The 24,858-nt window shown below is 51.9% G+C and carries 18 protein-coding genes and 1 pseudogene; 7 read left to right on the top strand and 12 right to left on the bottom strand.

What is annotated here, in order from left to right:
* Positions 1-29: 29 nt before the first annotated feature.
* From uraA to SK32_RS00485, 3 genes are all read right to left on the bottom strand, one after another.
* Positions 30-1,319: a uracil permease gene (uraA, locus tag SK32_RS00495; RefSeq protein ID WP_003037932.1), complete on the bottom strand. Its 1,290-nt coding sequence runs from the start codon at positions 1,317-1,319 to the stop codon at positions 30-32.
* A 96-nt stretch (positions 1,320-1,415) separates the two neighbouring features.
* Entirely contained in the window at positions 1,416-2,042 is a 627-nt protein-coding gene (upp, locus tag SK32_RS00490; protein ID WP_003037929.1) for a uracil phosphoribosyltransferase, read from the bottom strand.
* Positions 2,043-2,225: 183 nt separating this feature from the next.
* Entirely contained in the window at positions 2,226-3,656 is a 1,431-nt protein-coding gene (locus tag SK32_RS00485; protein ID WP_048210941.1) for a 6-phospho-beta-glucosidase, read from the bottom strand.
* 295 nt (positions 3,657-3,951) lie between these two features.
* Here SK32_RS00485 and purM point away from each other — a divergent pair, with 295 nt between their 5' ends.
* From purM to ppx, 4 genes are all read left to right on the top strand, one after another.
* A complete protein-coding gene (gene purM, locus SK32_RS00480) occupies positions 3,952-4,989 on the top strand; it encodes a phosphoribosylformylglycinamidine cyclo-ligase (protein WP_003838485.1) in 1,038 nt (345 codons plus the stop codon).
* Positions 4,986-5,627 (top strand): phosphoribosylglycinamide formyltransferase, encoded by a 642-nt coding sequence (gene purN / locus SK32_RS00475; RefSeq protein WP_048210940.1) that lies wholly within the window; start codon positions 4,986-4,988, stop codon positions 5,625-5,627. The genes purM and purN overlap by 4 nt, the downstream gene beginning before the upstream one ends.
* A gap of 214 nt (positions 5,628-5,841) precedes the next feature.
* On the top strand, positions 5,842-7,908 hold the full coding sequence (gene ppk1, locus SK32_RS00470; protein WP_048210939.1) for a polyphosphate kinase 1: 2,067 nt from the start codon (positions 5,842-5,844) through the stop codon (positions 7,906-7,908).
* Between the two features lie 4 nt (positions 7,909-7,912).
* Positions 7,913-9,454 carry an exopolyphosphatase gene (gene ppx, locus SK32_RS00465; RefSeq protein ID WP_048210938.1) on the top strand — a complete coding sequence of 514 codons (1,542 nt, stop codon included), beginning with the start codon at positions 7,913-7,915 and terminating at the stop codon, positions 9,452-9,454.
* Here the strand turns inward: ppx and SK32_RS00460 are convergent.
* Positions 9,434-11,704 carry a bifunctional diguanylate cyclase/phosphodiesterase gene (locus SK32_RS00460; RefSeq protein ID WP_048210937.1) on the bottom strand — a complete coding sequence of 757 codons (2,271 nt, stop codon included), beginning with the start codon at positions 11,702-11,704 and terminating at the stop codon, positions 9,434-9,436. The genes ppx and SK32_RS00460 overlap by 21 nt on opposite strands.
* 366 nt (positions 11,705-12,070) lie before the next feature.
* Between SK32_RS00460 and SK32_RS24065 the strand changes: the two genes are divergently transcribed.
* Both SK32_RS24065 and mscS read left to right on the top strand, forming a co-directional pair.
* Positions 12,071-12,274 (top strand): YfgG family protein, encoded by a 204-nt coding sequence (locus tag SK32_RS24065; RefSeq protein WP_071887371.1) that lies wholly within the window; start codon positions 12,071-12,073, stop codon positions 12,272-12,274.
* Between the two features lie 363 nt (positions 12,275-12,637).
* Positions 12,638-13,517, top strand: a pseudogene (gene mscS / locus SK32_RS00450) (small-conductance mechanosensitive channel MscS).
* 97 nt (positions 13,518-13,614) lie between these two features.
* Here the strand turns inward: mscS and guaA are convergent.
* A complete protein-coding gene (gene guaA, locus SK32_RS00445) occupies positions 13,615-15,192 on the bottom strand; it encodes a glutamine-hydrolyzing GMP synthase (protein WP_048210935.1) in 1,578 nt (525 codons plus the stop codon).
* A gap of 63 nt (positions 15,193-15,255) precedes the next feature.
* Positions 15,256-16,722 (bottom strand): IMP dehydrogenase, encoded by a 1,467-nt coding sequence (gene guaB / locus SK32_RS00440; RefSeq protein WP_048210934.1) that lies wholly within the window; start codon positions 16,720-16,722, stop codon positions 15,256-15,258.
* A gap of 160 nt (positions 16,723-16,882) precedes the next feature.
* On the opposite strand from guaB, the gene xseA reads away from it, so the two are divergent.
* Positions 16,883-18,256 carry an exodeoxyribonuclease VII large subunit gene (gene xseA, locus SK32_RS00435; RefSeq protein WP_048210933.1) on the top strand — a complete coding sequence of 458 codons (1,374 nt, stop codon included), beginning with the start codon at positions 16,883-16,885 and terminating at the stop codon, positions 18,254-18,256.
* On the opposite strand, the gene SK32_RS00430 is transcribed toward xseA, so the two are convergent.
* The 6 genes from SK32_RS00430 to SK32_RS00405 all read right to left on the bottom strand — a co-directional run bounded on the left by SK32_RS00430 (position 18,253) and on the right by SK32_RS00405 (position 24,850).
* Positions 18,253-18,468, bottom strand: a complete 216-nt coding sequence (locus tag SK32_RS00430; RefSeq protein ID WP_048210932.1) for a zinc ribbon domain-containing protein — start codon at positions 18,466-18,468, stop codon at positions 18,253-18,255. The two genes, xseA and SK32_RS00430, sit on opposite strands and share 4 nt — an antisense overlap.
* A 52-nt stretch (positions 18,469-18,520) precedes the next feature.
* Positions 18,521-19,555: a Gfo/Idh/MocA family oxidoreductase gene (locus tag SK32_RS00425; RefSeq protein ID WP_048210931.1), complete on the bottom strand. Its 1,035-nt coding sequence runs from the start codon at positions 19,553-19,555 to the stop codon at positions 18,521-18,523.
* 63 nt (positions 19,556-19,618) lie between these two features.
* On the bottom strand, positions 19,619-21,160 hold the full coding sequence (locus tag SK32_RS00420; RefSeq protein WP_048210930.1) for a peptide MFS transporter: 1,542 nt from the start codon (positions 21,158-21,160) through the stop codon (positions 19,619-19,621).
* A 289-nt stretch (positions 21,161-21,449) separates the two neighbouring features.
* Entirely contained in the window at positions 21,450-22,922 is a 1,473-nt protein-coding gene (gene der, locus SK32_RS00415) for a ribosome biogenesis GTPase Der (RefSeq protein WP_048210929.1), read from the bottom strand.
* A 118-nt stretch (positions 22,923-23,040) separates the two neighbouring features.
* Positions 23,041-24,219: an outer membrane protein assembly factor BamB gene (bamB, locus tag SK32_RS00410; protein ID WP_048210928.1), complete on the bottom strand. Its 1,179-nt coding sequence runs from the start codon at positions 24,217-24,219 to the stop codon at positions 23,041-23,043.
* Positions 24,220-24,229: 10 nt separating this feature from the next.
* Complete coding sequence (locus SK32_RS00405; protein ID WP_005120429.1) at positions 24,230-24,850, bottom strand: YfgM family protein; 621 nt, start codon at positions 24,848-24,850, stop codon at positions 24,230-24,232.
* Between the last annotated feature and the right edge of the window lie 8 nt (positions 24,851-24,858).

The following is a 24,858-nucleotide window of genomic DNA, read 5'->3' as shown; positions in this document are numbered from 1 at the left end:
CCGGGCAGCATCGCCGCCCGGTCAAAGGTTTACTGTTGCTCAGTGTCGGCATCTTTGGCGTCGAGCACCACTTCTTCCGGACGCAGCAGGCTGATAACTTTGAAAATCAGGCTCAGACAGACACCCACAATGGTCGCCAGCGCCATGCCTTTCAGCTCAGCAGCACCGATGTGAACTTTCGCGCCGCTGACGCCGATGATCAAAATGACCGAGGTCAGGATCAGGTTCTGTGCTTTGTTGTAGTCAACTTTTGACTCGATCAGTACGCGAATACCGGAAGCGCCAATCACGCCGTACAGCAGCAGAGATACACCGCCCATGACCGGCAGTGGAATAATTTGGATCGCCGCAGCCAGTTTACCCACGCAGGAGAGCAGAATGGCGAAAATCGCCGCGCCGCCAATAACCCAGGTACTGTAAACGCGGGTAATCGCCATGACGCCGATGTTTTCGCCGTAGGTGGTGTTAGGCGTCGAACCGAAGAAGCCGGAGATCACCGTCGACAGGCCGTTAGCAAACATAGAACGATGCAGGCCAGGATCGCGAATCAAATCTTTTTTCACGATATTCGCCGTTACCACCAGGTGGCCGACGTGTTCAGCAATCACCACCAGCGCCGCAGGCAGAATGGTCAGAATAGCGACCCATTCAAAGCGCGGCGTGTAAAACGTTGGCAGCGCAAACCAGTGGGCCTGCGCTATCGGCGTAGTGTCCACGACGCCCATCACGAAGGAGAGCGCGTACCCGGCCAGCACCCCAATCAAAATCGGGATAATCGCCATAAAGCCACGGAACAGTACGGAACCAAATACCGTCACCGCCAGCGTCACCATTGAGATGATGATGGTTGTTGAGTCTGGCGCTTGTCCTTCAGCAGGCAGTAATCCCGCCATACCCGCAGCGACACCCGCCAGCTCCAGACCGATGACGGCAACGATTGCGCCCATCGCCGCAGGCGGGAACATCACATCCAGCCAGCCAGTACCGGCTTTCTTAACGATGAACGAAACCAGGCAGAACAGGATGCCACACATAATGAAACCGCCCAGCGCCACTTCATACCCTAGCGGGAGCAGCAGCAGAACCGGGGAAATGAACGCAAAGCTTGAACCGAGGTAAGCCGGAATTTTTCCTTTGCAAATAAAGAGATACAGTAACGTACCAATGCCGTTAAACAGCAGAACGGTAGCTGGGTTGATATGAAACAGGACTGGCACCAGTACCGTTGCGCCAAACATGGCGAACAGGTGCTGCAAACTAAGCGGGATTGTCTGTAAAAGCGGCGGTCTTTCACTCACCCCGATAGCACGGCGCGTCATAGTGTTTTCCTCTGAGTGTTGTTTGTTATTAGCGATTGGGTTGTTTTATTCAAAAAAAAGCCGACTCTTAAAGTCGGCTTCTTTTCACTTATTCGTTTACTTGGTACCAAAAATCTTATCGCCGGCATCGCCGAGCCCCGGAATAATGTATCCGTGCTCGTTCAGTCCCTGATCGATGGAGGCAGTGTACAGCTCAACATCCGGGTGCGCTTTTTCCAGCGCCGCGATACCTTCCGGCGCTGCAACCAGCACCAGGACTTTAATGCTGCTGCAGCCTGCTTTTTTCAGCAGGTCGATGGTCGCGATAACGGAACCACCGGTTGCCAGCATCGGGTCAACGATCAGCGCCATACGCTCATCGATGTTAGAAACCAGCTTCTGGAAGTACGGAACCGGCTCCAGCGTCTCTTCGTTACGGTACATCCCCACCACGCTGATACGCGCGCTCGGAACGTTTTCCAGTACGCCTTCCATCATGCCCAGACCCGCACGCAGGATTGGCACAACGGTGATTTTTTTACCTTTGATTTGGTCAACTTCAACCGGACCGTTCCAGCCTTCGATGGTCACCTTTTCGGTTTCCAGACCAGCGGTTGCTTCATAAGTCAGCAGGCTGCCAACTTCCGAGGCGAGTTCACGAAAGCGTTTAGTGCTGATATCGTTTTCACGCATCAGTCCCAGCTTGTGTTTGACGAGTGGGTGTTTGACTTCCACGATCTTCATACTCTTCTCCTTTCCTCAGACGAGTGGCAACCACAAAAAAAATCGCCGGATTATACCGCTTTTCGTCTCTGGCGCAACACTGCATACGCTTGATATGGATCAACCAAAATCGTTTGCGTCCGGATGATGAGTATAAAACAAGCCCCGCTTTGAGTGCGGAGCTTATTATCAACATCATGAATTTTATAGATTTTCAGCATTGTTCTGGATGACGTTTCTATACCAGGAAAAAGATTTCTTCGGCGAGCGTGCTAATGTCCCACTCCCGTCATTATTTTTATCAACATAGATAAAGCCGTAGCGTTTTTTCATCTCCCCCGTCCCGGCTGAGACTAAATCAATACAGCCCCACGGGGTATAGCCCATCAGATCCACGCCATCTTCCACCACCGCTTTTTTCATTTCGCGGATATGTGCGGCCATATAGTCAATACGATAGGAATCATCCACCGAGCCGTCAGCCTGCTGCACGTCAATCGCGCCAAAGCCATTTTCTACAATAAACAGCGGCAACTGATAATGATCCCAGAACCAGTTCAGCGAATAGCGCAGGCCAACCGGATCAATCTGCCAGCCCCAGTCCGATTTCTGCACATACGGGTTGGAAACCAGGCTTTTCGACTCGTCGTAATCCAGCTGTGGGTTGTCCGCCGTTGCCTGGGTCGCGAAAGACATATAATAGCTAAAGCCGATGTAATCAACGCAGCCCTCGGTCAGCGCCTGAAGGTCTTCCTGGGTGATATCCAGTTCAAAGCCACGACGGGTAAAGTAATTGAGAAGATGCTGCGGGTATTTGCCGCGCACATGGACGTCAGTAAACCAGTAACGCCGGTGCATAGCGTTCATCGCCATCATCATGTCGTTCGGCGCACAGGTCAGCGGATAAATTGGGCACATCGCAATCATGCAGCCAATTTGCAGCGCCGGGTTAATTTCACGAGCGACCTTTACCGCCAGCGCGCTGGCCACCAGCTCGTAGTGCGCCGCCTGGTACATGACCGGCTCGCGGTCTTCACCAGGCAGATATTTCAGGCCAGAGTTAGTGAACGGCGCGAAGTCTTCGTGATAATTTGCCTGATTGTTAATCTCATTAAACGTCATCCAGTACTTCACTTTGTGCTGGTAACGAGTGAAAACCACCCGGGCAAAACGGACAAAAAAGTCGATAAGCTTACGGTTGCGCCAACCGCCGTATTCCGTCACCAGATGGTAGGGCATCTCGAAGTGCGACAACGTAATCACCGGCTCAATGCCATATTTCAGGCATTCGTCGAACAGGTCATCATAGAACTGCAGGCCAGCTTCATTAGGTTGCGCTTCATCACCTAAAGGGAAAATCCGCGTCCAGGCAATAGAAGTGCGAAAGCATTTAAACCCCATTTCGGCAAACAGCTTGATGTCGTCTTTATAGCGATGATAAAAATCGATGGCATCGTGGTTAGGGTAGTTTTTACCGGCAATCACACCGTCAGTAATTTCACGCGCCACGCCGTGCGCCCCCGCCGTCATGACATCAGCAACGCTTATGCCTTTACCGCCCTCCTGCCAGCCACCTTCCAGTTGATGAGCGGCGACAGCGCCACCCCACATGAAATCTGCTTTAAATCCTGACATCCCCTTCCCCTATCGTGATGAGTCTGCGCAAAACGCTCCAAATGAGGCCTGCAACAGAAAACTGAAACCGGTTTCAGTATGATACTGTGCATTCGGCTGGCAGGTTTCAAGCACAAGACTGTACCCGGTTTCATTTTCGTGGCGCAGTTCAAACAAATAGATAAATGATTGTAAAATGCTGAAAAAACCAGCAGATAAAACTTGATGCAGAGCAGGCTCGCAAACGTTTGCTTTCCCTGTTAGAATTGCGCCGAATTTAACTTTTACTGCAAGTAAACATGTGGGGAAGCAGGCAGTGACCGATAAAACCTCTCTTAGCTACAAAGATGCCGGTGTTGATATTGATGCAGGTAATGCTCTGGTTGATCGAATCAAAGGCGTAGTAAAGAAAACGCGTCGTCCGGAAGTTATGGGTGGTCTGGGTGGCTTCGGTGCGCTGTGCGCATTGCCGCAAAAATATCGTGAACCGGTACTGGTTTCCGGCACTGATGGTGTTGGTACAAAACTGCGTCTGGCGATGGATCTGAAACGCCACGACACTATCGGCATTGACCTCGTCGCAATGTGCGTCAACGACCTCGTGGTTCAGGGCGCTGAGCCGCTGTTCTTCCTCGACTACTATGCAACCGGCAAACTGGATGTGGACACCGCAGCCAGCGTCATTAACGGGATTGCCGAAGGCTGCCTGCAGTCTGGCTGTGCGCTGGTCGGTGGGGAAACAGCTGAAATGCCGGGGATGTACCACGGCGAAGATTACGACGTGGCAGGTTTCTGCGTTGGCGTCGTCGAAAAATCAGAGATTATCGACGGTTCAAAAGTGGCCGACGGTGACGTACTGATTGCGCTCGGCTCCAGCGGTCCGCACTCTAACGGCTACTCTCTGGTGCGTAAAATTGTAGAAGTCAGCGGTTGTGACCCAGAAACCACCGAGCTTGAAGGCAAGTCGCTGGCCGATCACTTGCTGGCTCCGACCCGCATTTACGTAAAATCCATTCTGGAACTGATCGAGAAGGTTGATGTGCACGCCATTGCGCACCTGACCGGCGGCGGCTTCTGGGAAAATATTCCACGCGTTCTGCCAGACAACACGCAGGCCGTGATCGACGAGTCTTCATGGCAGTGGCCAGCCGTCTTCAACTGGCTGCAAACGGCGGGTAACGTCAGCCAGCATGAGATGTATCGCACCTTTAACTGCGGCGTAGGTATGGTTATCGCCCTGCCAGCTCCTGAAGTGGACAAAGCCCTGGCTTTGCTCAATGAGAAAGGTGAAAACGCATGGAAAATCGGTATCATCAAAGCTTCTGATTCCGAACAGCGTGTGGTCATTGAATGAAAAACATTGTGGTGCTCATTTCCGGTAACGGAAGCAATTTGCAGGCGATAATAGACGCCTGCGAACAGAAAAAAATCAATGGCACCATACGTGCAGTATTCAGTAACAAGGCCGATGCGTTCGGCCTTGAGCGCGCACGCGAAGCGAATATTCCGGCACACTCGCTGGAAGCCGCCCAATTTGCCAGTCGCGAAGCCTTCGACCGCCAACTGATACAAGAGATTGACGCCTGGGCACCCGATGTCGTGGTGCTGGCCGGTTATATGCGTATCCTCAGCCCGGCGTTTGTCGCTCACTATGCTGAACGATTGCTGAATATCCACCCGTCTTTATTGCCAAAGTATCCTGGCCTGCATACGCACCGCCAGGTACTGGAAAACGGCGATGAAGAGCATGGTACCTCCGTCCACTTCGTCACTGATGAACTGGACGGCGGGCCCGTTATTCTTCAGGCCAAAGTTCCGGTATTTGAAGGCGACAGCGAAGATGACGTCACGGCGCGGGTTCAGGCCCAGGAACATACCATTTACCCGTTGGTGGTAAGCTGGTTTACCGATGGCCGTCTGAAGATGCGTGATAACGCTGCATGGCTGGATGGCGTTCGTCTGCCGCCACAAGGCTACGCCGCCGACGAATAATAAAATCCAACCTGTAAGCCGAATATCACCATCCGGCTTACAGGCATAAATACCTTTTCCGGTTAACATCTCCGGTATTCATCTACACTCCCCCTTTCTCTTTGCTATCAGACGGTTTATTGTCATATTTTTCTGGCACAGTTGGACATCTGAGAGCAATGCTCGCCATAATTAACCGGTAGTGTCCCGTGAATGAAACGGAGTAAAAGTGGTAATGGGTCAGGAAAAGCTATACATCGAGAAAGAACTCAGCTGGTTAGCGTTCAACGAACGCGTACTCCAGGAAGCTGCTGATAAGTCAAACCCGTTGATCGAACGGATGCGTTTCTTAGGCATCTATTCCAACAACCTCGACGAATTTTACAAGGTGCGTTTTGCTGAACTGAAGCGCCGAATCATTATTAGCGAAGAACAGGGTTCAAACTCTCACTCCCGCCATCTGTTAGGCAAAATCCAGGCTCGGGTATTAAAAGCCGATCAGGAATTTGACGGCCTGTACAACGAGCTGCTGCTGGAGATGGCGCGCAACCAGATTTTCCTCATCAACGAACGTCAGCTATCAGCCAATCAACAGAGCTGGTTACGCCACTACTTCAAGCAATATCTGCGTCAGCACATTACGCCGATCCTGATTAACCGCGAGACGGATTTAGTCCAGTTTCTGAAAGATGACTACACCTATCTGGCGGTGGAAATTATCCGCGGCGATACAATCCGCTACGCGTTGCTGGAAATCCCTTCTGACAAGGTTCCCCGTTTTGTGAATCTGCCGCCGGAAACCCCGCGTCGCCGCAAACCGATGATCCTGCTGGACAACATCTTACGTTACTGCCTTGACGACATTTTCAAAGGTTTCTTTGATTACGATGCGCTGAACGCCTATTCGATGAAAATGACCCGTGATGCCGAATACGATTTGGTGCACGAGATGGAATCGAGCCTGATGGAACTGATGTCATCCAGCCTGAAACAGCGTCTGACCGCAGAGCCTGTACGTTTTGTTTATCAGCGCGATATGCCCAATGCGCTGGTTGAAGTACTGCGTGAAAAGCTGACGATCTCTCGCTACGACTCCATTGTCCCCGGCGGGCGTTATCATAACTTCAAAGACTTTATTAACTTTCCCAACGTTGGCAAAGCTAACCTGGTGAACAAACCCCTGCCGCGTCTGCGCCATATCTGGTTCGATAAAGAGAAGTTTCGTAACGGCTTTGATGCTGTACGTGAACGCGATGTGCTGCTTTATTATCCGTATCACACCTTTGAACACGTTCTTGAACTGCTGCGCCAGGCCTCATTCGACCCGAGTGTGCTGGCGATAAAAATCAACATTTACCGTGTGGCAAAAGATTCGCGCATCATCGACTCGATGATCCATGCTGCGCATAACGGTAAAAAAGTGACCGTGGTGGTGGAACTGCAGGCGCGCTTTGATGAAGAAGCCAACATTCATTGGGCCAAGCGTTTGACTGAAGCGGGCGTTCACGTCATCTTCTCCGCACCAGGACTGAAAATTCACGCCAAACTGTTCCTGATTTCGCGTAAAGAAGGCGATGAGGTCGTGCGCTATGCACATATCGGCACCGGGAACTTCAACGAAAAAACAGCGCGCCTGTATACTGACTACTCGTTGCTGACCGCCGATTCACGCATTACCAACGAAGTCCGTCGGGTGTTTAACTTCATCGAAAACCCGTATCGCCCGGTAACGTTCGATTATCTGCTGGTTTCCCCGCAGAACTCACGGCGCCTGCTGTACAGCATGATCGACAAAGAGATCGCTAATGCACAGCAAGGGTTGCCTTCTGGCATTACCCTGAAGCTGAATAATCTGGTCGATAAAGGGCTGGTTGACCGCCTGTATGCGGCTTCATGTTCAGGTGTCCCCGTTAATTTATTGATCCGCGGTATGTGCTCACTGATCCCGAATCTGGAAGGCATCAGTGACAATATTCGCGTCATCAGCATTGTTGACCGCTATCTCGAACATGACCGGGTCTATATCTTCGAGAACGGGGGCGATAAGCAGGTGTATCTCTCCTCTGCTGACTGGATGACCAGGAACATCGATTATCGAATTGAAGTTGCCACACCGCTTCTTGACCCACGCCTTAAGCAGCGCGTGCTGGATATTATCGATATCCTGTTCAGCGACACGGTGAAAGCCCGCTTTATTGATAAAGAACTGAGTAATCGCTACGTACCGCGCGGAAACCGCCGTAAGGTTCAGTCACAATTAGCGATTTACGACTACATCAAATCACTCGAGCAACCTGACTAACTCTATGCCAATACACGACAAGTCTCCACGACCGCAGGAATTTGCTGCGGTCGACCTTGGTTCAAACAGTTTCCATATGGTCATTGCCCGCGTGGTTGATGGCGCAATGCAAATTATCGGGCGACTGAAACAACGCGTACATCTGGCGGACGGCCTTGGCGCGGATAACAAGCTAAGCGAAGAAGCGATGGAACGCGGATTAAGCTGCCTGTCGCTGTTCGCCGAACGTCTGCAAGGCTTTCCCCCGTCAAGCGTATGCATCGTGGGAACCCATACTTTGCGTCAGGCGCTGAATGCGCCAGATTTTCTCAAGCGAGCGGAAAAAGTCATCCCCTACCCGATTGAGATTATTTCCGGTAACGAAGAAGCCCGACTGATTTTTATGGGCGTGGAGCACACCCAGCCGGAAAAAGGTCGCAAGCTGGTTATCGATATCGGCGGCGGCTCAACAGAACTGGTGATCGGCGAAGATTTCGAGCCTAAACTGGTCGAAAGCCGCCGTATGGGCTGCGTCAGTTTTGCCCAGATGTACTTTCCGGGTGGTGCGATCAGCCGGGAAAACTTCCAGCGCGCCCGTATGGCGGCAGCGCAAAAGCTGGAAACGCTCACCTGGCAATTTCGAATCCAGGGCTGGAACGTTGCACTGGGAGCTTCAGGCACCATCAAAGCAGCCCATGAAGTGCTGCTGGAAATGGGTGAGAAAGATGGTTTTATCACCCCTGAACGTCTGGACAAGCTGACAACAGAAGTCCTGAAGCATACGTCATTTGAGGCACTCAGCATGCCGGGGCTGTCAGAAGAACGAAAGGCGGTTTTTGTTCCCGGTCTGGCAATACTGTGCGGTGTTTTTGATGCCCTCGCTATTCGTGAACTCCGGCTTTCCGATGGCGCGCTGCGTGAAGGTGTACTGTATGAGATGGAAGGCCGTTTTCGCCACCAGGACGTTCGTAGTCGTACCGCCAGCAGCCTGGCAAACCAGTACAACATCGACAGCGAACAGGCCCGGCGCGTGCTGGAAACGACGATGCAAATGTACGACCAGTGGCATACACAACAGCCCAAACTGGCCAATCCTCAACTGGAAGCGTTACTGCGCTGGGCAGCGATGCTGCATGAGGTTGGGCTGAACATCAACCACAGCGGACTGCATCGCCACTCGGCTTATATTCTGCAAAACAGCGACCTGCCAGGTTTCAACCAGGAGCAACAGCTGATGATGGCGACCCTGGTTCGCTATCATCGTAAAGCGGTTAAGCTGGATGATTTACCCCGCTTTACGCTGTTCAAGAAAAAGCAGTTCCTGCCGCTAATTCAGCTGTTGCGACTTGGGGTATTGCTCAACAACCAGCGCCAGGCAACCACTACGCCGCCGACGCTCACGTTGATTACCGACGATAACCACTGGACGCTACGCTTCCCGCACGACTGGTTTAGCCAGAACGCGCTGGTGCTGCTCGATCTGGAAAAAGAGCAGCAATACTGGGAAGCCGTCACAGGCTGGTGCCTTAAAATTGAGGAAGAAAACTCACCCGATATCGCTGCGTGAGTGATCGACAGGTGCCAGCGTGACTGGCACCTGTTCTTCCAGAGTTTTATGCAGCGGTCGCGGCTCACCAATCAGATAGCCCTGCAAATAATCAATCCCCAGAGAAATCACCGCACTGCGTATTTCTTCGCTTTCAACATACTCCGCGACCACCAACATTTTTTTCATCCGCGCCAGGTGACAAATCGAGGCCACGATTTGGTAGTCGAGACTATTTGAGACAATGTTACGGATAAAGCTTCCGTCAATCTTCAGGATGTCGGCACTCACATTTTTCAACCGCGCATAGCTGGCATAGCCGGTACCAAAATCATCGATTGCAATCTGACAGCCCAATGATTGCAGCTGCAGTAACGTTGCCTGTGCCTGTTCCGCATTGGTTAAGGCGTTGCTTTCCGTGACTTCAAAAATCAACTGCCACGCTTCAACCTTGTACTTAACCAGTAGCTGGTTGATGTCATGCGGAAGTCGGGCGCGACATATCGACGTGGGTGACAAGTTAATGGCAAACCGATGAGCGGGCATTTTCTCCCGATTCTGCACCATAAATTTCAGCGTATTTTCAATGACCCACAGATCAATGCTGGATGACAAGCCAAACTCATGGGCTACCGGTAAGAAATTATCAGGAGCAATCGTTTCACCTTCATCGCCCTGAAGACGCAGCAGGATTTCATGATAAACATCGCCGCGTACGCCAGAAATCGGCTGTGCCATCAGGAAGAAGCGATCATGCTCCAGTGCCTGCTGCAAACGATTCATCATTGCCACTTTATCTTTCAGATCCCGCTGCAGGTGCATTACGCCACGTCGCTGCAAACTCTCCGGCATATTGGTTGCCAGCGAGAGCTCGGCGATGGTGCTTAACTCCCCCAGTAACAGATAAATGTGGTTAACGGGTGAGCGAACATAGCAAAAACTGATCCCAACCTGCGGTTGCAGGGGCATGCCATCCCAGACAAAACGGAATTGCCTGATATGTTTGTCCAGCGCTTCAATACGCTGCTGATGTGACTCAGTATTAAAACGCAGTATTAAATCATTACCAGATAATTGAAAAACATATTCATCTTGTTCCAGCAACGGCGCTATCCAATGTGAGAGTTTTTGCTTGTACTGGATACGCAACATAATACCGTAGTTTTTCACCAACAGTTCCATGCCCGGTATACGCAGAAAACAGAACACTGACCATGGCGCTTTTTTCAGCGTTCGGTTCAATGCCCGCAGGTTTGGCAAATGCACCATTGGATCAAAATATGCCAGACGATGTGTGCGTCGGGTGACAAATCGCTGACGCGTTGCCAGCACGGCAATGTAATTTACGATGAAAGAAAAAACGAGGTAACTCGAAGAGGTAATTGCAAGTTGTGTATCGTAACCCGAATACCAGGGCATATAGCGCTGATAATAATGAATGGCAGTTATCAACACGACTGTCCATATCATTGAAATAAATCGGTAACCGTAACGCATTGCGCCCCATAACATGACGGGCAGTAACAGAGACAAGGTATAATTTGTGCTGAATATCGAACTCTGTTCATTTAACGGCATACACAACAGAGCCATCAATAAAGTCAATATTATCAACCAGACAGCAAACTCTGTTCGCGTTACTTTGGTGTCAAATTGCTGCTTTAATTGCGAAAAATAGCCCCGTATATGCAGCGGGTTTCGAATGGTTCGGATGATAAAATAGCATAGAGGTATACCAACAAGGTTCCCTACCAGCATAGCCTGGTAGTTGATCAACGTTCCGGTATTAAAGGGCATGACGCCCACCATACCTGATTTGCTCTCGTATACACCAACAAACGCAGCGAACTGGAAGAGAATCAGGAATAGCGTTGCCGGACAGAAAACCTGCCAAAATATTCGCTGAAACATCAGATGGGAGTCGCCGTGCGCCACGTTGTTTCTCCGGGGAGCAAAAACTTTATATCCGCCCCAACTAAGCACCACTGTAACTATAAAGTGCGTAATAATTGACAGCGTTTCAAATAACCCAACCTGCGGATATTTGTACCAACCGATAGCAATGATTATTCCTGGCAGTGCCGCCCAACTAAAAAACAACATCAGGCTAATCATCAGCGCTAAAGGCAGGTAAAAAAGGATGACTGTACCGGTACTAATATGTGCGTAGGTATTGGCAGTGCTCAATAACGGCAACAGTAAAGATGGTAAGATGAGGGGCAGCGCCCACCATTTATCTCTAATATTTATATAGTTTTTATTGAGTTTCATAGATGCTCAGTAGAATCCCTCACATCATGTAGGGGTATTTTCTGTGAAGGGCATTCAGACAGGCATCCCACCTGACTTTAAAACTATGATGTAATACACATCACAATGACTCATCAATTTTAGTTACGGATAACCGACGGGGTTTGATATATGTCAAAAAAAATATCCCCCATTAATCAATTATTACCTTTTTCTTTATTTATGATCGTTTATTCATTATTAATGCAAATAATAATATTAATTTCCATAACATAAGTGGATAAAACCGTTGATGCAATTTTACATAACGAAGAATTGACCATTCCCTCTTAGTGTGCCTTAATGTAAGTATCGCCCACTGGTTGGGTACACTTTAAGGAACCTTTTGTGAGCCAGGTTACCAGCCTACGCAAACGACACCGATTTAACAGTCGCATGATCCGGATCGTACTGCTTATCAGCTTCATCTTCTTCTTCGGACGCTTCGTCTACTCTGCTATCGGTGCGTGGCACCACCACCAGGACAAGAAAGAATCCCAGCAGACCACCTTGCCGCAACAGACTTCTCCAGCTCAAACTGACGAACGCTGAACGCTCGTATCTGTGATCCCCTGTCTTAAGATTCCTTACCGGATGGCTAATCGCCTGACATTTAACCATCCGGTAAGGGATTTGAGCGATGAAACAATACGCTGTCTTACCCACCACACGCACTAAGTTATCGGATAAAAGACCGTGTTTTTCGCACAAATGCACAATCTTTTAATCCCACTTCACCGCACTATTCGCGCTCATTTTTACGTTCCGATTTACTGGGTATAAAAAGACACACTGTGTTCAAATAGACGTCAATTAATATCTCCAAAAAATATCACAGACGAAAGCATTAATATTATGTATGAAATTAAATGCTTATTTGAATCATTACCATTTTAAATTCTACAGGGTAATACCATGAGTGGTTTTTCATTATTTCCGAAAATAAGCAGCGGTCTTGAATGGATTCGCTGGACACAGCGATGCGGTTATTCAATTCGGCTCGAATATCGTTGCCGCCGTAATTTTACTGTTTGTCGGTAAATTTGTCTCTCGCATGATCTCCAGTGGTCTGGAAAAATTACTGTTAAAACGTAAAGTTGACCGAACCATTATCCAGTTCTTCACCGCGCTGGTACGTTACATTACCCTCGCCTTTGCCGTTGTTGCCGCATTGGGTCGCGTCGGTATCGAAACATCTTCCATTATTGCCGTCATTGGTGCCGCCGGGTTGGCCATTGGACTCGCGCTACAAGGATCGCTTTCCAACTTTGCCGCTGGCGTACTATTGGTCTCCCTACGTCCATTCCGCGCCGGAGAAGTGGTACAAATTGGGGCAGTCACCGGAACGGTGGAAAAGGTGCATATTTTCTCCACCACCTTGCTCACCGCCGACAGCAAAGAAGTGGTCATTCCAAACGGTAAGATCATCGCTGACAATATCATTAACTATTCCCGCCACCCTTTCCGCCGTATCGATCTGGTGATTGGCGTCGGCTATCAGAGCCGGATAGCTGACGTTAAGCGCGTGATTAACCATATTATCGAGCAAGATACCCGCATCGATAAGCAACGTGGGGTAACCGTTCGCCTGGGAGAACTGGGCGCTTCAGCATTGAATTTTTACGTCCGCGTATGGGTACCCAACATCGAATACTGGAATACCTATTACGATCTGCTGGAAAACATTAAAGAAGCCATGGACGCCAACCATATCTCCCTGCCGTATCCGCAGATGGATATTCGCGTTGAGAACGTAGCCCCCCAATCTCAACCCCAGCTACAGTTGGTTGATTAATTCACAGCGCTTCGGTATGAGCGCAATAAAAAACCCTCTATAAAAAGAGGGTTTTTTTACATATTACCGGTTCAGAAACCGCTAACAGAAAGGGCTATTATTCCCACTCAATGGTAGCCGGCGGCTTACCGCTGATGTCATACACCACGCGGGAAATACCGTTCACTTCGTTGATAATGCGGTTAGACACGCGGCCTAAGAAGTCATACGGCAGGTGTGCCCAGTGCGCGGTCATAAAGTCGATGGTTTCAACAGCACGCAGGGAAACAACCCAGTCGTATTTGCGGCCATCGCCCATCACACCAACGGAACGTACCGGCAGGAACACAGTGAACGCCTGGCTGACTTTGTTGTACAGGTCGGCTTTGTGCAGTTCTTCGATGAAGATAGCATCCGCACGACGCAGCAGGTCGCAGTACTCTTTCTTCACTTCGCCCAGCACGCGTACGCCCAGCCCCGGTCCCGGGAACGGGTGACGGTACAGCATGTCGTACGGCAGGCCCAGTTCCAGACCAATTTTACGCACTTCGTCTTTGAACAGTTCACGCAACGGTTCAACCAGACCCATCTTCATCTCTTTCGGCAAACCGCCCACGTTGTGGTGAGATTTGATGACGTGCGCTTTACCGGTGGCGGAAGCGGCAGATTCGATCACGTCAGGGTAGATGGTGCCCTGTGCCAGCCACTTAACGTCTTCCAGCTTCAGCGCTTCTTCGTCGAACACTTCAACGAATACGCGGCCGATGATCTTACGTTTCGCTTCAGGATCGTTCTCGCCTTTCAGCGCGTCGAGGAAACGCTGTTCGCCTTCAACGTGAACGATGTTCAGGCCGAAATGGTCACCAAACATATCCATTACCTGCTGGGCTTCGTTCAGGCGCAGCAGACCGTTGTCGACGAACACGCAGGTCAGGTTTTTTCCGATTGCACGGTGCAGCAGCATCGCAGTCACAGAGGAGTCAACGCCACCGGACAGACCGAGGATAACTTTATCATTGCCAACCTGCTCACGAATGCGGGCAACGGCGTCATCGATAATTTTTGCCGGCGTCCAAAGCGCTTCACACTGGCAGATGTCGCGCACAAAACGCTCCAGAATGCGCATGCCCTGACGGGTGTGGGTAACTTCCGGGTGGAACTGCACGCCGTAGAAGCGTTTTTCTTCGTGCGCCATGATAGCAAACGGGCAGCTGTCGGTGCTGGCAACAGTCACGAAACCTTCCGGAATCGCAGTCACTTTGTCGCCGTGGCTCATCCACACGTCCAGCAGCGGTTTGCCGTCTGCGGTCAGGGAGTCTTCGATACCACGGACAAGCGCGCTGTCGGTCTGAACTTCAACCTGCGCATAGCCAAATTCACGTTCGTTAGACCCTTCAACATGGCCACCGAGCTGCATTGCCATGGTCTGCATGCCGTAGCACACGCCGAACACCGGCACGCCGGCATTGAACACGTACTCTGGCGCACGCGGGCTGTTTGCTTCGGTGGTACTTTCCGGACCACCGGAAAGAATAATACCGCTTGGGTTGAATTCGCGAATTTGTGCTTCCGTAACATCCCATGCCCACAGTTCACAGTAGACGCCCAGCTCACGTACGCGGCGTGCGACCAGCTGAGTGTACTGCGATCCGAAATCGAGGATGAGAATGCGATGTTTATGAATATTGTCTGTCATTGACGCTAATTCCGAGGCAAGTGAAACAAATTCGCCCGGCACAGAGCCGGGCGCGGAAACTTATCAGGAGCCCATGCGGTAGTTAGGGGACTCTTTGGTGATGGTCACATCGTGAACGTGACTTTCCTGAATACCCGCACCGCTGATACGGACAAATTCAGCCTGAGTACGCAGCGCGTCGATAGTACCACAGCCGGTCAGCCCCATACAGGAGCGCAGCCCGCCCATCTGCTGGTGAATGATCTCTTTCAGGCGACCTTTATACGCCACGCGGCCTTCGATACCTTCCGGGACCAGTTTGTCGGCGGCGTTATCGCTCTGGAAGTAACGGTCGGAGGAGCCTTTGGACATCGCGCCCAGAGAGCCCATACCGCGGTATGATTTGTAAGAACGGCCCTGGTACAGTTCGATTTCACCCGGGGATTCTTCGGTACCCGCCAGCATGGAGCCAACCATGACTGCAGCAGCACCTGCAGCAATCGCTTTCGCGATGTCGCCGGAGAAACGAATACCACCATCGGCGATAACCGGAATACCGGTGCCTTCCAGCGCTGCAACCGCGTCAGAAACAGCGGTGATCTGCGGTACACCTACGCCGGTAACGATACGGGTAGTACAGATGGAGCCTGGGCCGATACCGACTTTCACCGCGCTGCAGCCGGCTTCCGCCAGTGCGCGAGCGCCAGCGCCAGTTGCCACGTTACCACCGATTATCTGCAGATCAGGATATTTAGCGCGAGTTTCACGAATACGCTGCAATACGCCTTCAGAGTGACCGTGAGAGGAGTCAATCAGCAGTACGTCAACGCCCGCGGCAACCAGCGCGTCAACGCGCTCTTCGTTACCTGCACCCGCACCGACAGCGGCGCCAACGCGCAGACGACCATGCTCGTCTTTACAGGCGTTAGGTTTACGTTCCGCTTTCTGGAAATCTTTAACCGTGATCATGCCGAGCAGGTGGAAGCTGTCATCAACAACCAGCGCTTTCTCAACGCGTTTTTCGTGCATTTTGGCAAACACGACATCGCGCGCTTCGCCTTCGCGAACGGTCACCAGACGCTCTTTCGGCGTCATGTAAACGCTCACTGGCTGGCTGAGATCGGTCACAAAACGTACGTCACGACCGGTGATGATGCCGACCAGTTCGTTATCTTCAGTCACAACCGGGTAGCCTGCAAAACCGTTACGCTCGGTCAGTTCTTTCACTTCGCGCAGCGTGGTGGTTGGCAGAACGGTCTGCGGGTCGGTCACCACGCCAGATTCGTGTTTTTTCACACGTTTAACTTCTTCGGCCTGGCGCTCGATGGACATGTTTTTGTGGATAAAACCGATGCCGCCTTCCTGGGCCAGGGCAATTGCCAGGCGCGCTTCCGTCACGGTGTCCATTGCCGCGGAGAGCATAGGAATGTTCAGGCGAATGGTTTTCGTCAACTGGGTGCTAAGATCAGCAGTATTCGGCAGAACGGTAGAATGAGCGGGAACGAGGAGGACGTCGTCAAACGTCAGGGCTTCTTTTGCGATACGTAGCATGGGCAATATCTCACCTGGGAGGTTATTAAATATTGCCGCGGCATTATACAGAGCGTAACCGATTGCATCCACACTTTTTTGCAAAAAAACCTTGCGCTCCTCTGTGAGCATGTTACTTTCGACTGAATAACCTGCTGATTTAGAATTTGATCCCGCTCACATGTTATCCTCTCAGACCACCTCAATTTTTACCGTAAGCCGCCTGAATCAGACGGTTCGTTTGCTGCTTGAGCAAGAAATGGGGCAAGTGTGGATCAGCGGTGAAATCTCCAATTTCACTCAGCCGTCCTCGGGTCATTGGTACTTCACGCTCAAAGATGACACCGCTCAGGTTCGCTGCGCGATGTTTCGCAACAGCAACCGCCGGGTAACGTTCCGCCCACAGCACGGGCAGCAGGTACTGGTACGCGCCAACATTACATTGTATGAGCCGCGTGGGGACTACCAGATAATCGTCGAGAGCATGCAGCCAGCTGGCGAAGGGTTGTTGCAGCAGAAATACGAGCAACTGAAGGCGAAGCTCCAGGCCGAAGGCCTCTTTGACCAACAGTTCAAACAGCCGCTCCCCTCACCTGCGCACTGCGTTGGGGTCATCACCTCTAAAACCGGCGCCGCGCTGCATGATATTCTCCACGTGCTGAAGCGTCGTGACCCTTCCCTGCCCGTGATTATCTACCCAACCGCCGTCCAGGGCGACGATGCGCCGGGACAGATTGTGCGCGCCATTGCGCTGGCGAACGCGCGGGGCGAGTGTGATGTACTGATTGTCGGTCGTGGTGGCGGCTCGCTGGAAGATTTATGGAGCTTTAACGACGAACGGGTAGCGCGGGCGATCTTTGCCAGCCGGATTCCAGTCGTCAGCGCCGTCGGCCACGAAACTGACGTGACCATCGCTGATTTTGTTGGCGACCTGCGCGCACCAACACCGTCGGCGGCCGCAGAAATTGTCAGCCGCAATCAGCTTGAACTGCTGCGTCAAATTCAGCAGGGTCAGCAACGTCTGGAAATGGCGATGGATTACTATCTCGCCAACCGAACTCGCCGATTTACCCAGCTTAATCACCGCTTGCAACAGCAGCATCCGCAGCTGCGCCTGGCCCGTCAGCAGACCGTGCTGGAACGACTAAGTCAGAGAATGAACGCCGCTCTTGAGAATAAGATTAAACAGGCAAATCAGCGTCAACAGCGCATGCTGCAGCGTCTGAATCAGCAAACCCCGCAGCCGCGTATTCACCGCGCGCAAACACGTATTCAGCAACTGGAATACCGACTGGCGGACAATATTCGCTCGCGCGTCAGCCAGCAACGCGAACGTTTCGGCAATGCGGTCACGCATCTGGAAGCCGTCAGCCCACTGGCAACGCTGGCGCGCGGCTATAGCGTCACTACCGCGACAGACGGCAAAGTGCTGAAGCAAACCAAACAAGTGAAGGCCGGTGATGTTCTCACCACCCGACTGTCAGATGGTTGGGTAGAGAGCGAAGTGAAAGGCGTAACGGCGGCAAAGAAAACGCGTAAGAAAAAGCCGGATTAAACCGGCGCAAACTCCACGCGTTTTTTCGAAATAAGGCCATGGCCGTTCTGACAGAAATAATCCACTGCGCCGCAGGCTTTTAACACTTGCAGTGGCAGATGGCACTCCGGACAGCGCGCTTCTAACGGAATAACTTTTTTGCAGTTTTCACAGTGCGCCACACCGTTTTGCTGTTCCAGTTCTGCGTGACATTCCGGGCAGTTCATTGACATGGTAACTCCTATAAAGGGCGTTCAGCTCTGCGCTAATTTTACCACGATACGCTTAGTGTGGGCCACGCAGCTGTTGCTGCAAGGTGAGTAATCGTTCAACCTCCTCCAGTCTGCGCTGCGTTGTGCGCCTCACCTCCTGTGGGTTGCGTTCAAACAGACTTTGCGCCCCCAGAATATGTTCCGCCAGACAATGGGCATAAATCGTGCCAGGAAGCTTCCAGCGACGCACAGCATCACCGTCAATCACTTCCAGTACATCTTCTGTACCGCGCCGATCATGACTGATGATACGACCATCGCTCAGATACAGACGCAAACCTTTTTGACCGCCAGTTGGACCCGCGTACTTATTCAGCCAGATATCCAGCGGTATGCCGCTAATCTGCCCCTGAAGATGAGCTTCACCCTCTGCCGTGGTCAGGTCACTCTGGGGGATATCACGCCCCAGACGGTCTTTAGCACTCACCACCCGTAGCGCCATCTCATTATTCCCTCCCAGATACCGTACCGTTTCCCGCAGCATTGCTAACACGTGCGTACCGATATCCAGAATCACGCCATCCGGGTGGCGAAGTTCACGCGTGTCCGGTTCACCGGTGGCAAAGTTAAGCGCTATCGGCACCCCTGCGGGGTTAAACCCGCTTGGCTCCTGCAAGAAACCTTCGATTTTCACAATCTCGGCAAAAGTGCTGACCAACCCTCGTTTCACCGTTTCGATGCGCGCCATCCAGTGGTCTAGCGCCAGCACGCGATCAGCAACGCCGGGTTGAACCAGCAGCATTTTCAGTTTTTCAATTTGGGAAAGCGTGGCGACAATAGGTTTTTCAACCACGATACGTGCAATGGGAGAGGCCAGGGATTGTTCAAGCACCTCAAGATGATGTAGGGATGCGGTCGTGATAAACAGGGTATCAAGAGGCTGAGTAAGCAGCTCTTCGAGCGATGTACAACGCGTCACGCCTGCTGGCTGTTTTGCGGGTTGAACGTCAAATCCCACGCAGCGTAGTGAATCACCGAACATGTTACGTAATGCAGGCAAGTATGCCGTTTCAACGACTGCGCCAAGTCCAACAAACCCAAACAGCATGTTCTTACCTCGAAAATTAAATGGCCGGGACATAACGTCTGCCCCGGCACAATCGAGGTGTTATCAGGCGCTGGTCACCGGTTTAGTTTGCGTATTCTCCAGCATGCGACGAATCGGAACAATGAGGACGATCAGTACTGCAGCGCAGATCAGCAGCGCAATCGAACAGCGCGCGAAGAGATCCGGCAGCATATCCAGTTGGTCAGCCTTCACATGGCCACCAATCAGACCCGCGGCCAGGTTACCCAGCGCACTGGCGCAGAACCACAGCCCCATCATCTGTCCACGCATTCTTTCCGGCGCCAGCAGCGTCATGGTTGCCAGACCAATCGGGCTCAGACACAGTTCGCCAAGCGTCAGCATCAGAATACTACCCACCAGCCAGAATGGCGAAACGCCTGCACCACCATTATTCAGCACGTTTTGCGCTGCCAGCATCATCAGGCCAAAACCCGCTGCGGCACACAGAATACCGATAACGAACTTGGTGATGCTGCTCGGGCGAATGTTCATGCTGGCAAGCTTAGGCCACGCCCAGCTGAACACTGGTGCCAGCAAGATGATAAACAGCGCGTTGATCGACTGGAACCACACTGCCGGGATTTCAAAATCGCCGATCATACGATTAGTGTAGTCGTTAGCGAACAGGTTAAACGACGTTGGTTTTTGCTCAAATGCCGACCAGAAGAAGGCCGCGGAAACCAGCAGAATAAAGCAGACCAACAGTCTGGCGCGCTCTTTACGGTTCAGCCCCGCAAAGACAAACAGGTAGATGAAGTAGAGGGCTACGGATGCCGCAATCACATACACCAGCACGCTGGCTACCGCGACCGGGTTAATCACAATCACGCCCTGCGCAATCAGCGTAACGATAACCGCCACACCCACAGCAAGCGCCAGCAGCCACGTGCCCACACCGTTACGCTTCACAACCGGGCTGTTCCAGGTAGAGTCCAGCCCGACTTCGCTGTCGTAGCGTTTCATCGCCGGAACAGCAAATACGCGGAAGATAATCAACGCGACCAACATCCCGATGCCACCGATTCCAAAACCCCAATGCCAGCCATGAGATTTAATCAGCCACCCGGAGATCAACGGCGCGATGAAGGAGCCCATGTTGATGCCCATATAGAACAGCGAGAAACCGCCATCACGACGCGCATCGCCTTTTTTATACAGCGTGCCGACCATCACCGAGATACAGGTCTTGAACAGACCAGAGCCGAGCACGATAAACATCAGGCCGATAAAGAACAGGTTGTCACCCATGATGGCCGAGAGCGCAATCGACAGGTGACCAAGCGCAATCAGGATGGAGCCATACCATACCGCCTTTTGTTGGCCGAGCCAGTTATCCGCCAGCCAGCCACCCGGCAACGCGGCAAGATACATCGTACCGGCAAAGATACCGACAATCGCCGAGGCATTTTCACGCGCCAGCCCCATACCGCCGTCATAAACGGTAGCCGCCATAAACAGGATCAGTAACGGACGAATGCCATAAAACGAAAAACGCTCCCACATCTCAGTAAAGAACAATGAGCCGAGCGGATAAGGATGACCGAAGAAAGTTCGGCTTTCTTTTTGATTAACAGAGGATTGCATAATTCTCCCGAAAAGATATGTCGTGTGCTTGTAAACACCGTGATGTACGCCGGCCAGTTACGTAGCTGGTCGATTTTTTACATACGGCGAAGAGTTATTTAACCATTTGATAACCTGACAGTAGTTTTGTCTAGTACCAACCGGGTGACTTTAAGATGAAAATTCGACAATTGTCTACTTTCTTAGATTTAAACTTGGTAAAAAGCGAATAGTCATTGACAGCAAACAGACAGGTACAGGAGAAAAAAAAGCCCGCGATTTACGCGGGCCTCTATCGCCATCAGCAAGGTTACTTACTTTTTTTGATGTGCTTAATCAAACGCTTACGCTTACGCATCTGCGTTGGTGTCAGTGTATTACGTTTGTTGGCAAACGGGTTTTCCCCTTCCTTGAACTGAATACGGATTGGTGTACCCATGACTTCCAGTGATTTGCGGAAGTAGTTCATCAGATAGCGCTTGTATGAATCCGGCAGGTCTTTCACCTGGTTACCGTGGATCACCACAATCGGCGGGTTATAACCACCGGCGTGTGCGTACTTAAGCTTCACACGGCGACCACGCACCAGCGGCGGCTGATGATCTTCTACTGCCATGGTCATGATGCGAGTCAGCATCGCGGTGCTGACGCGACGGGTTGAGCTGTCATACGCTTCGCGCACGGATTCGAACAGGTTACCTACACCGCTGCCGTGCAGCGCGGAGATAAAGTGAACACGGGCAAAGTCGATAAAGCCCAGACGGAAGTCCAGTGTCTCTTTTACCTGTTCTTTCACTTCCTGCGTCAGGCCATCCCACTTGTTGACGACGATAACAAGTGAGCGCCCACTATTGAGGATAAAGCCCAACAGCGAGAGGTCCTGATCGGAGATCCCTTCGCGAGCGTCAATCACCAGCATCACCACGTTGGCATCTTCAATTGCCTGCAACGTTTTGATTACGGAGAATTTTTCTACCGCTTCGGTAATTTTACCGCGCTTACGTACACCCGCAGTGTCAATCAGCACATATTCGCGCTCATCACGCTGCATTGGGATATAAATACTGTCACGCGTGGTCCCCGGCATGTCGTAAACCACCACGCGGTCTTCGCCAAGAATACGGTTAGTCAGTGTGGACTTACCTACGTTCGGGCGCCCGACAATCGCCAGTTTGATCGGCAGATCCTGCGGATTGAAGTCGTCTTCAGGCTCTTCTTCGCCGTTTTCCTCGGCTTCCAGTTTCGCCCAGTATTCCGCATCTTCATCCACTTCTTCCTGAGGTGCGATATCATCCATCCACGGCAGCAGAACATGCTCCAGCAGGCTGAGGACGCCGCGACCATGGGACGCCGCGATGGGGTAAATTTCGCCCAGCCCCAGTGAATAGAAATCGACAACAGCCTGATCCGGATCGAGTCCGTCAGTTTTGTTGGCAACAAGGAAGGTTGGTTTCTGGCGCGCACGCAGATGCTTGGCAATGGCTTCATCTGCCGGCATCAGGCCAGCACGCGCATCCACCATAAACAGCACAACGTCCGCTTCTTCGATAGCCAGCAACGACTGCTCAGCCATACGGGTTTCAACACCGTCTTCGGTGCCATCAATACCACCAGTATCAATGCAGATAAACTCGCGGCCTTCAATTTCCGCACGACCGTACTTACGGTCACGAGTCAGACCCGGGAAATCCGCAACCAGCGCATCTCGGGTGCGAGTTAGACGGTTAAATAACGTGGATTTGCCAACGTTAGGGCGCCCGACAAGCGCGACCACAGGTACCATGTTTAAAGCCTCATTTAAAAAATCATCAGACAACGGACGCTATTTTTGCGCCATTGTTAAAAACAGTAAAACGGCCCCTGCACCAGGAGCCGTTTTTCAAAGCGAGCGGCCAGGACGATTAACGCGTAATGGAGTACAGCGTACCGTCTTTCGCCTGGATCAGCAGTTTACCATCAGCAGCGACCGGCTCGGTCAGGAAACCTGAGCTATCGACTTTCTGCTGAGCGACAAAGCGACCATCTTCAACGTTAATCCAGTGCAGGTAGCCTTCGCTATCGCCTACGACCAGGTTACCGTTATACAGGGCCGGAGACGTCAGCAGACGGTGCAGCAGATCGCTTTGCGTCCACAGCGTCACGCCGCCGTCGGTGGTCAGCGCCAGCACACGGTCATTCTGATCAACCAGATAGATACGATTACCATCGACGATGAAATCATTCACCGAGCCGAGCTCACGTTTCCACATGATCTGGCCACTGCGCAGATCCAGCGCCGTCAGGTTACCATTATAAGCCAGTGCGTAAACTACGCCATTGACGATAACCGGCGTGGTATCGACATCACTCAGACGATCGATTTCGGTTGGGCCAGTGGCCTGAGAGATACGCTGCTGCCAAATCATCTGGCCCTGCTGCATCAGTACGGCACTTACGCGACCATTATCGCCACCCACAATAGCTGCGCCAAAGGCGGTCGCTGGAGCAGATTCGCCGCGCAGTGACAGAGAAGGCATATCGAGGTTAACGGTCCATTTGATGGCGCCATCAGCTTCGTTCAAGGCCTGCAACTGGCCGTTGCTGGTGTGGATTAACACCATGCCATCGCTCACCACCGGGCGAGACAGCGCTTCCCCGGCAACTTTCGTCTGCCATGCGGTTGTGCCGTCACTGGTGTTCAGCGCATAAACTTGTGCTTTTTCGCTGCCAATATAAACATGGCCGCCGGACACGGTAACTCCGCCAGAAAGCTGAGCAGATGCACGGGAGAACCAGCCGTCTTTCTCACCCAGATTAACAGACCAGACTTCTTTGCCGTCGTCTGCGTTCAGCGCTTTCACCACACCGGCGCGAGAGGCAGCATAGACCACGTTATCCGCCAGTGCAGGATGAAGGTTGGAGTAGAAATCACCAATACCGTTGCCTACAGAAGTGCTCCAGGCAGTAGACGGAGTAAACTGGTTTTCGACCACCGGTAACGGGGACATCTTAACGACATCTTCTTCGCCACTAAACAGTGAACAGCCGCTCAATAGGGTAACGGAAAGCAGCCCTGGCAGAAGTAATTTACGCAATTGCATCGGGTCCCTCTCAGATGGACAAATTATTGATTTTCATCTGCATCATTTCGCTCAGAGCAGGAGAGGCATCGCTTTTCACACCCGCTTCCCATGCGCTACGCGCACCTTGTTTGTCGCCTTTGCTCAGCAACGCTTCACCACGCAGATCGGCCACAATTGCCGCCCACCCTTCACCTTTAATGGTATCGAGTGTTTTCAGCGCGGTATCAGCCTGCTTAAGCTGAACCTGAACACGAGCAAGACGCAGATTAAGCACCGCTTTGAGATTCTCATCGCTGGTGGCAGCCAGGCCTTGTTGTAACTGGGCCGCGGCTTTCTCTAGTTCGTTTTGGTCAACAAACTGCTGTGCCAGTTCCATTGACGCTAATGCGCCGTAAGTATTTTTGTTCTCTGCGGCAAATTTCTCTGCGGCAGGAATGCTATCAGGCTTACCTGCGCTAACCGCAGTCACCGTATTTTGATACGCCAGAGAAGCAGAGCGTGCGGACTCCGTCTGATGACTGGTCCAGTAACGCCAGCCGACCAGCGCGCCAACCCCTAAAATTACCCCAACAACCAGCGCTTTGCCGTTTTCAGCAAAGAAGCGTTTTACCGCATCAACCTGGTCGTGTTCGTTCTCGTAAATTTCCACGCTGTCCT

It is taken from the genome of Citrobacter sp. MGH100, assembly GCF_001034465.1.
Classification (GTDB): Bacteria; Pseudomonadota; Gammaproteobacteria; order Enterobacterales; family Enterobacteriaceae; genus Citrobacter; species Citrobacter youngae.
The sequence above is the reverse complement of the archived record's forward strand: the minus strand, read 5'-3'. Positions and strand labels throughout refer to the sequence as shown.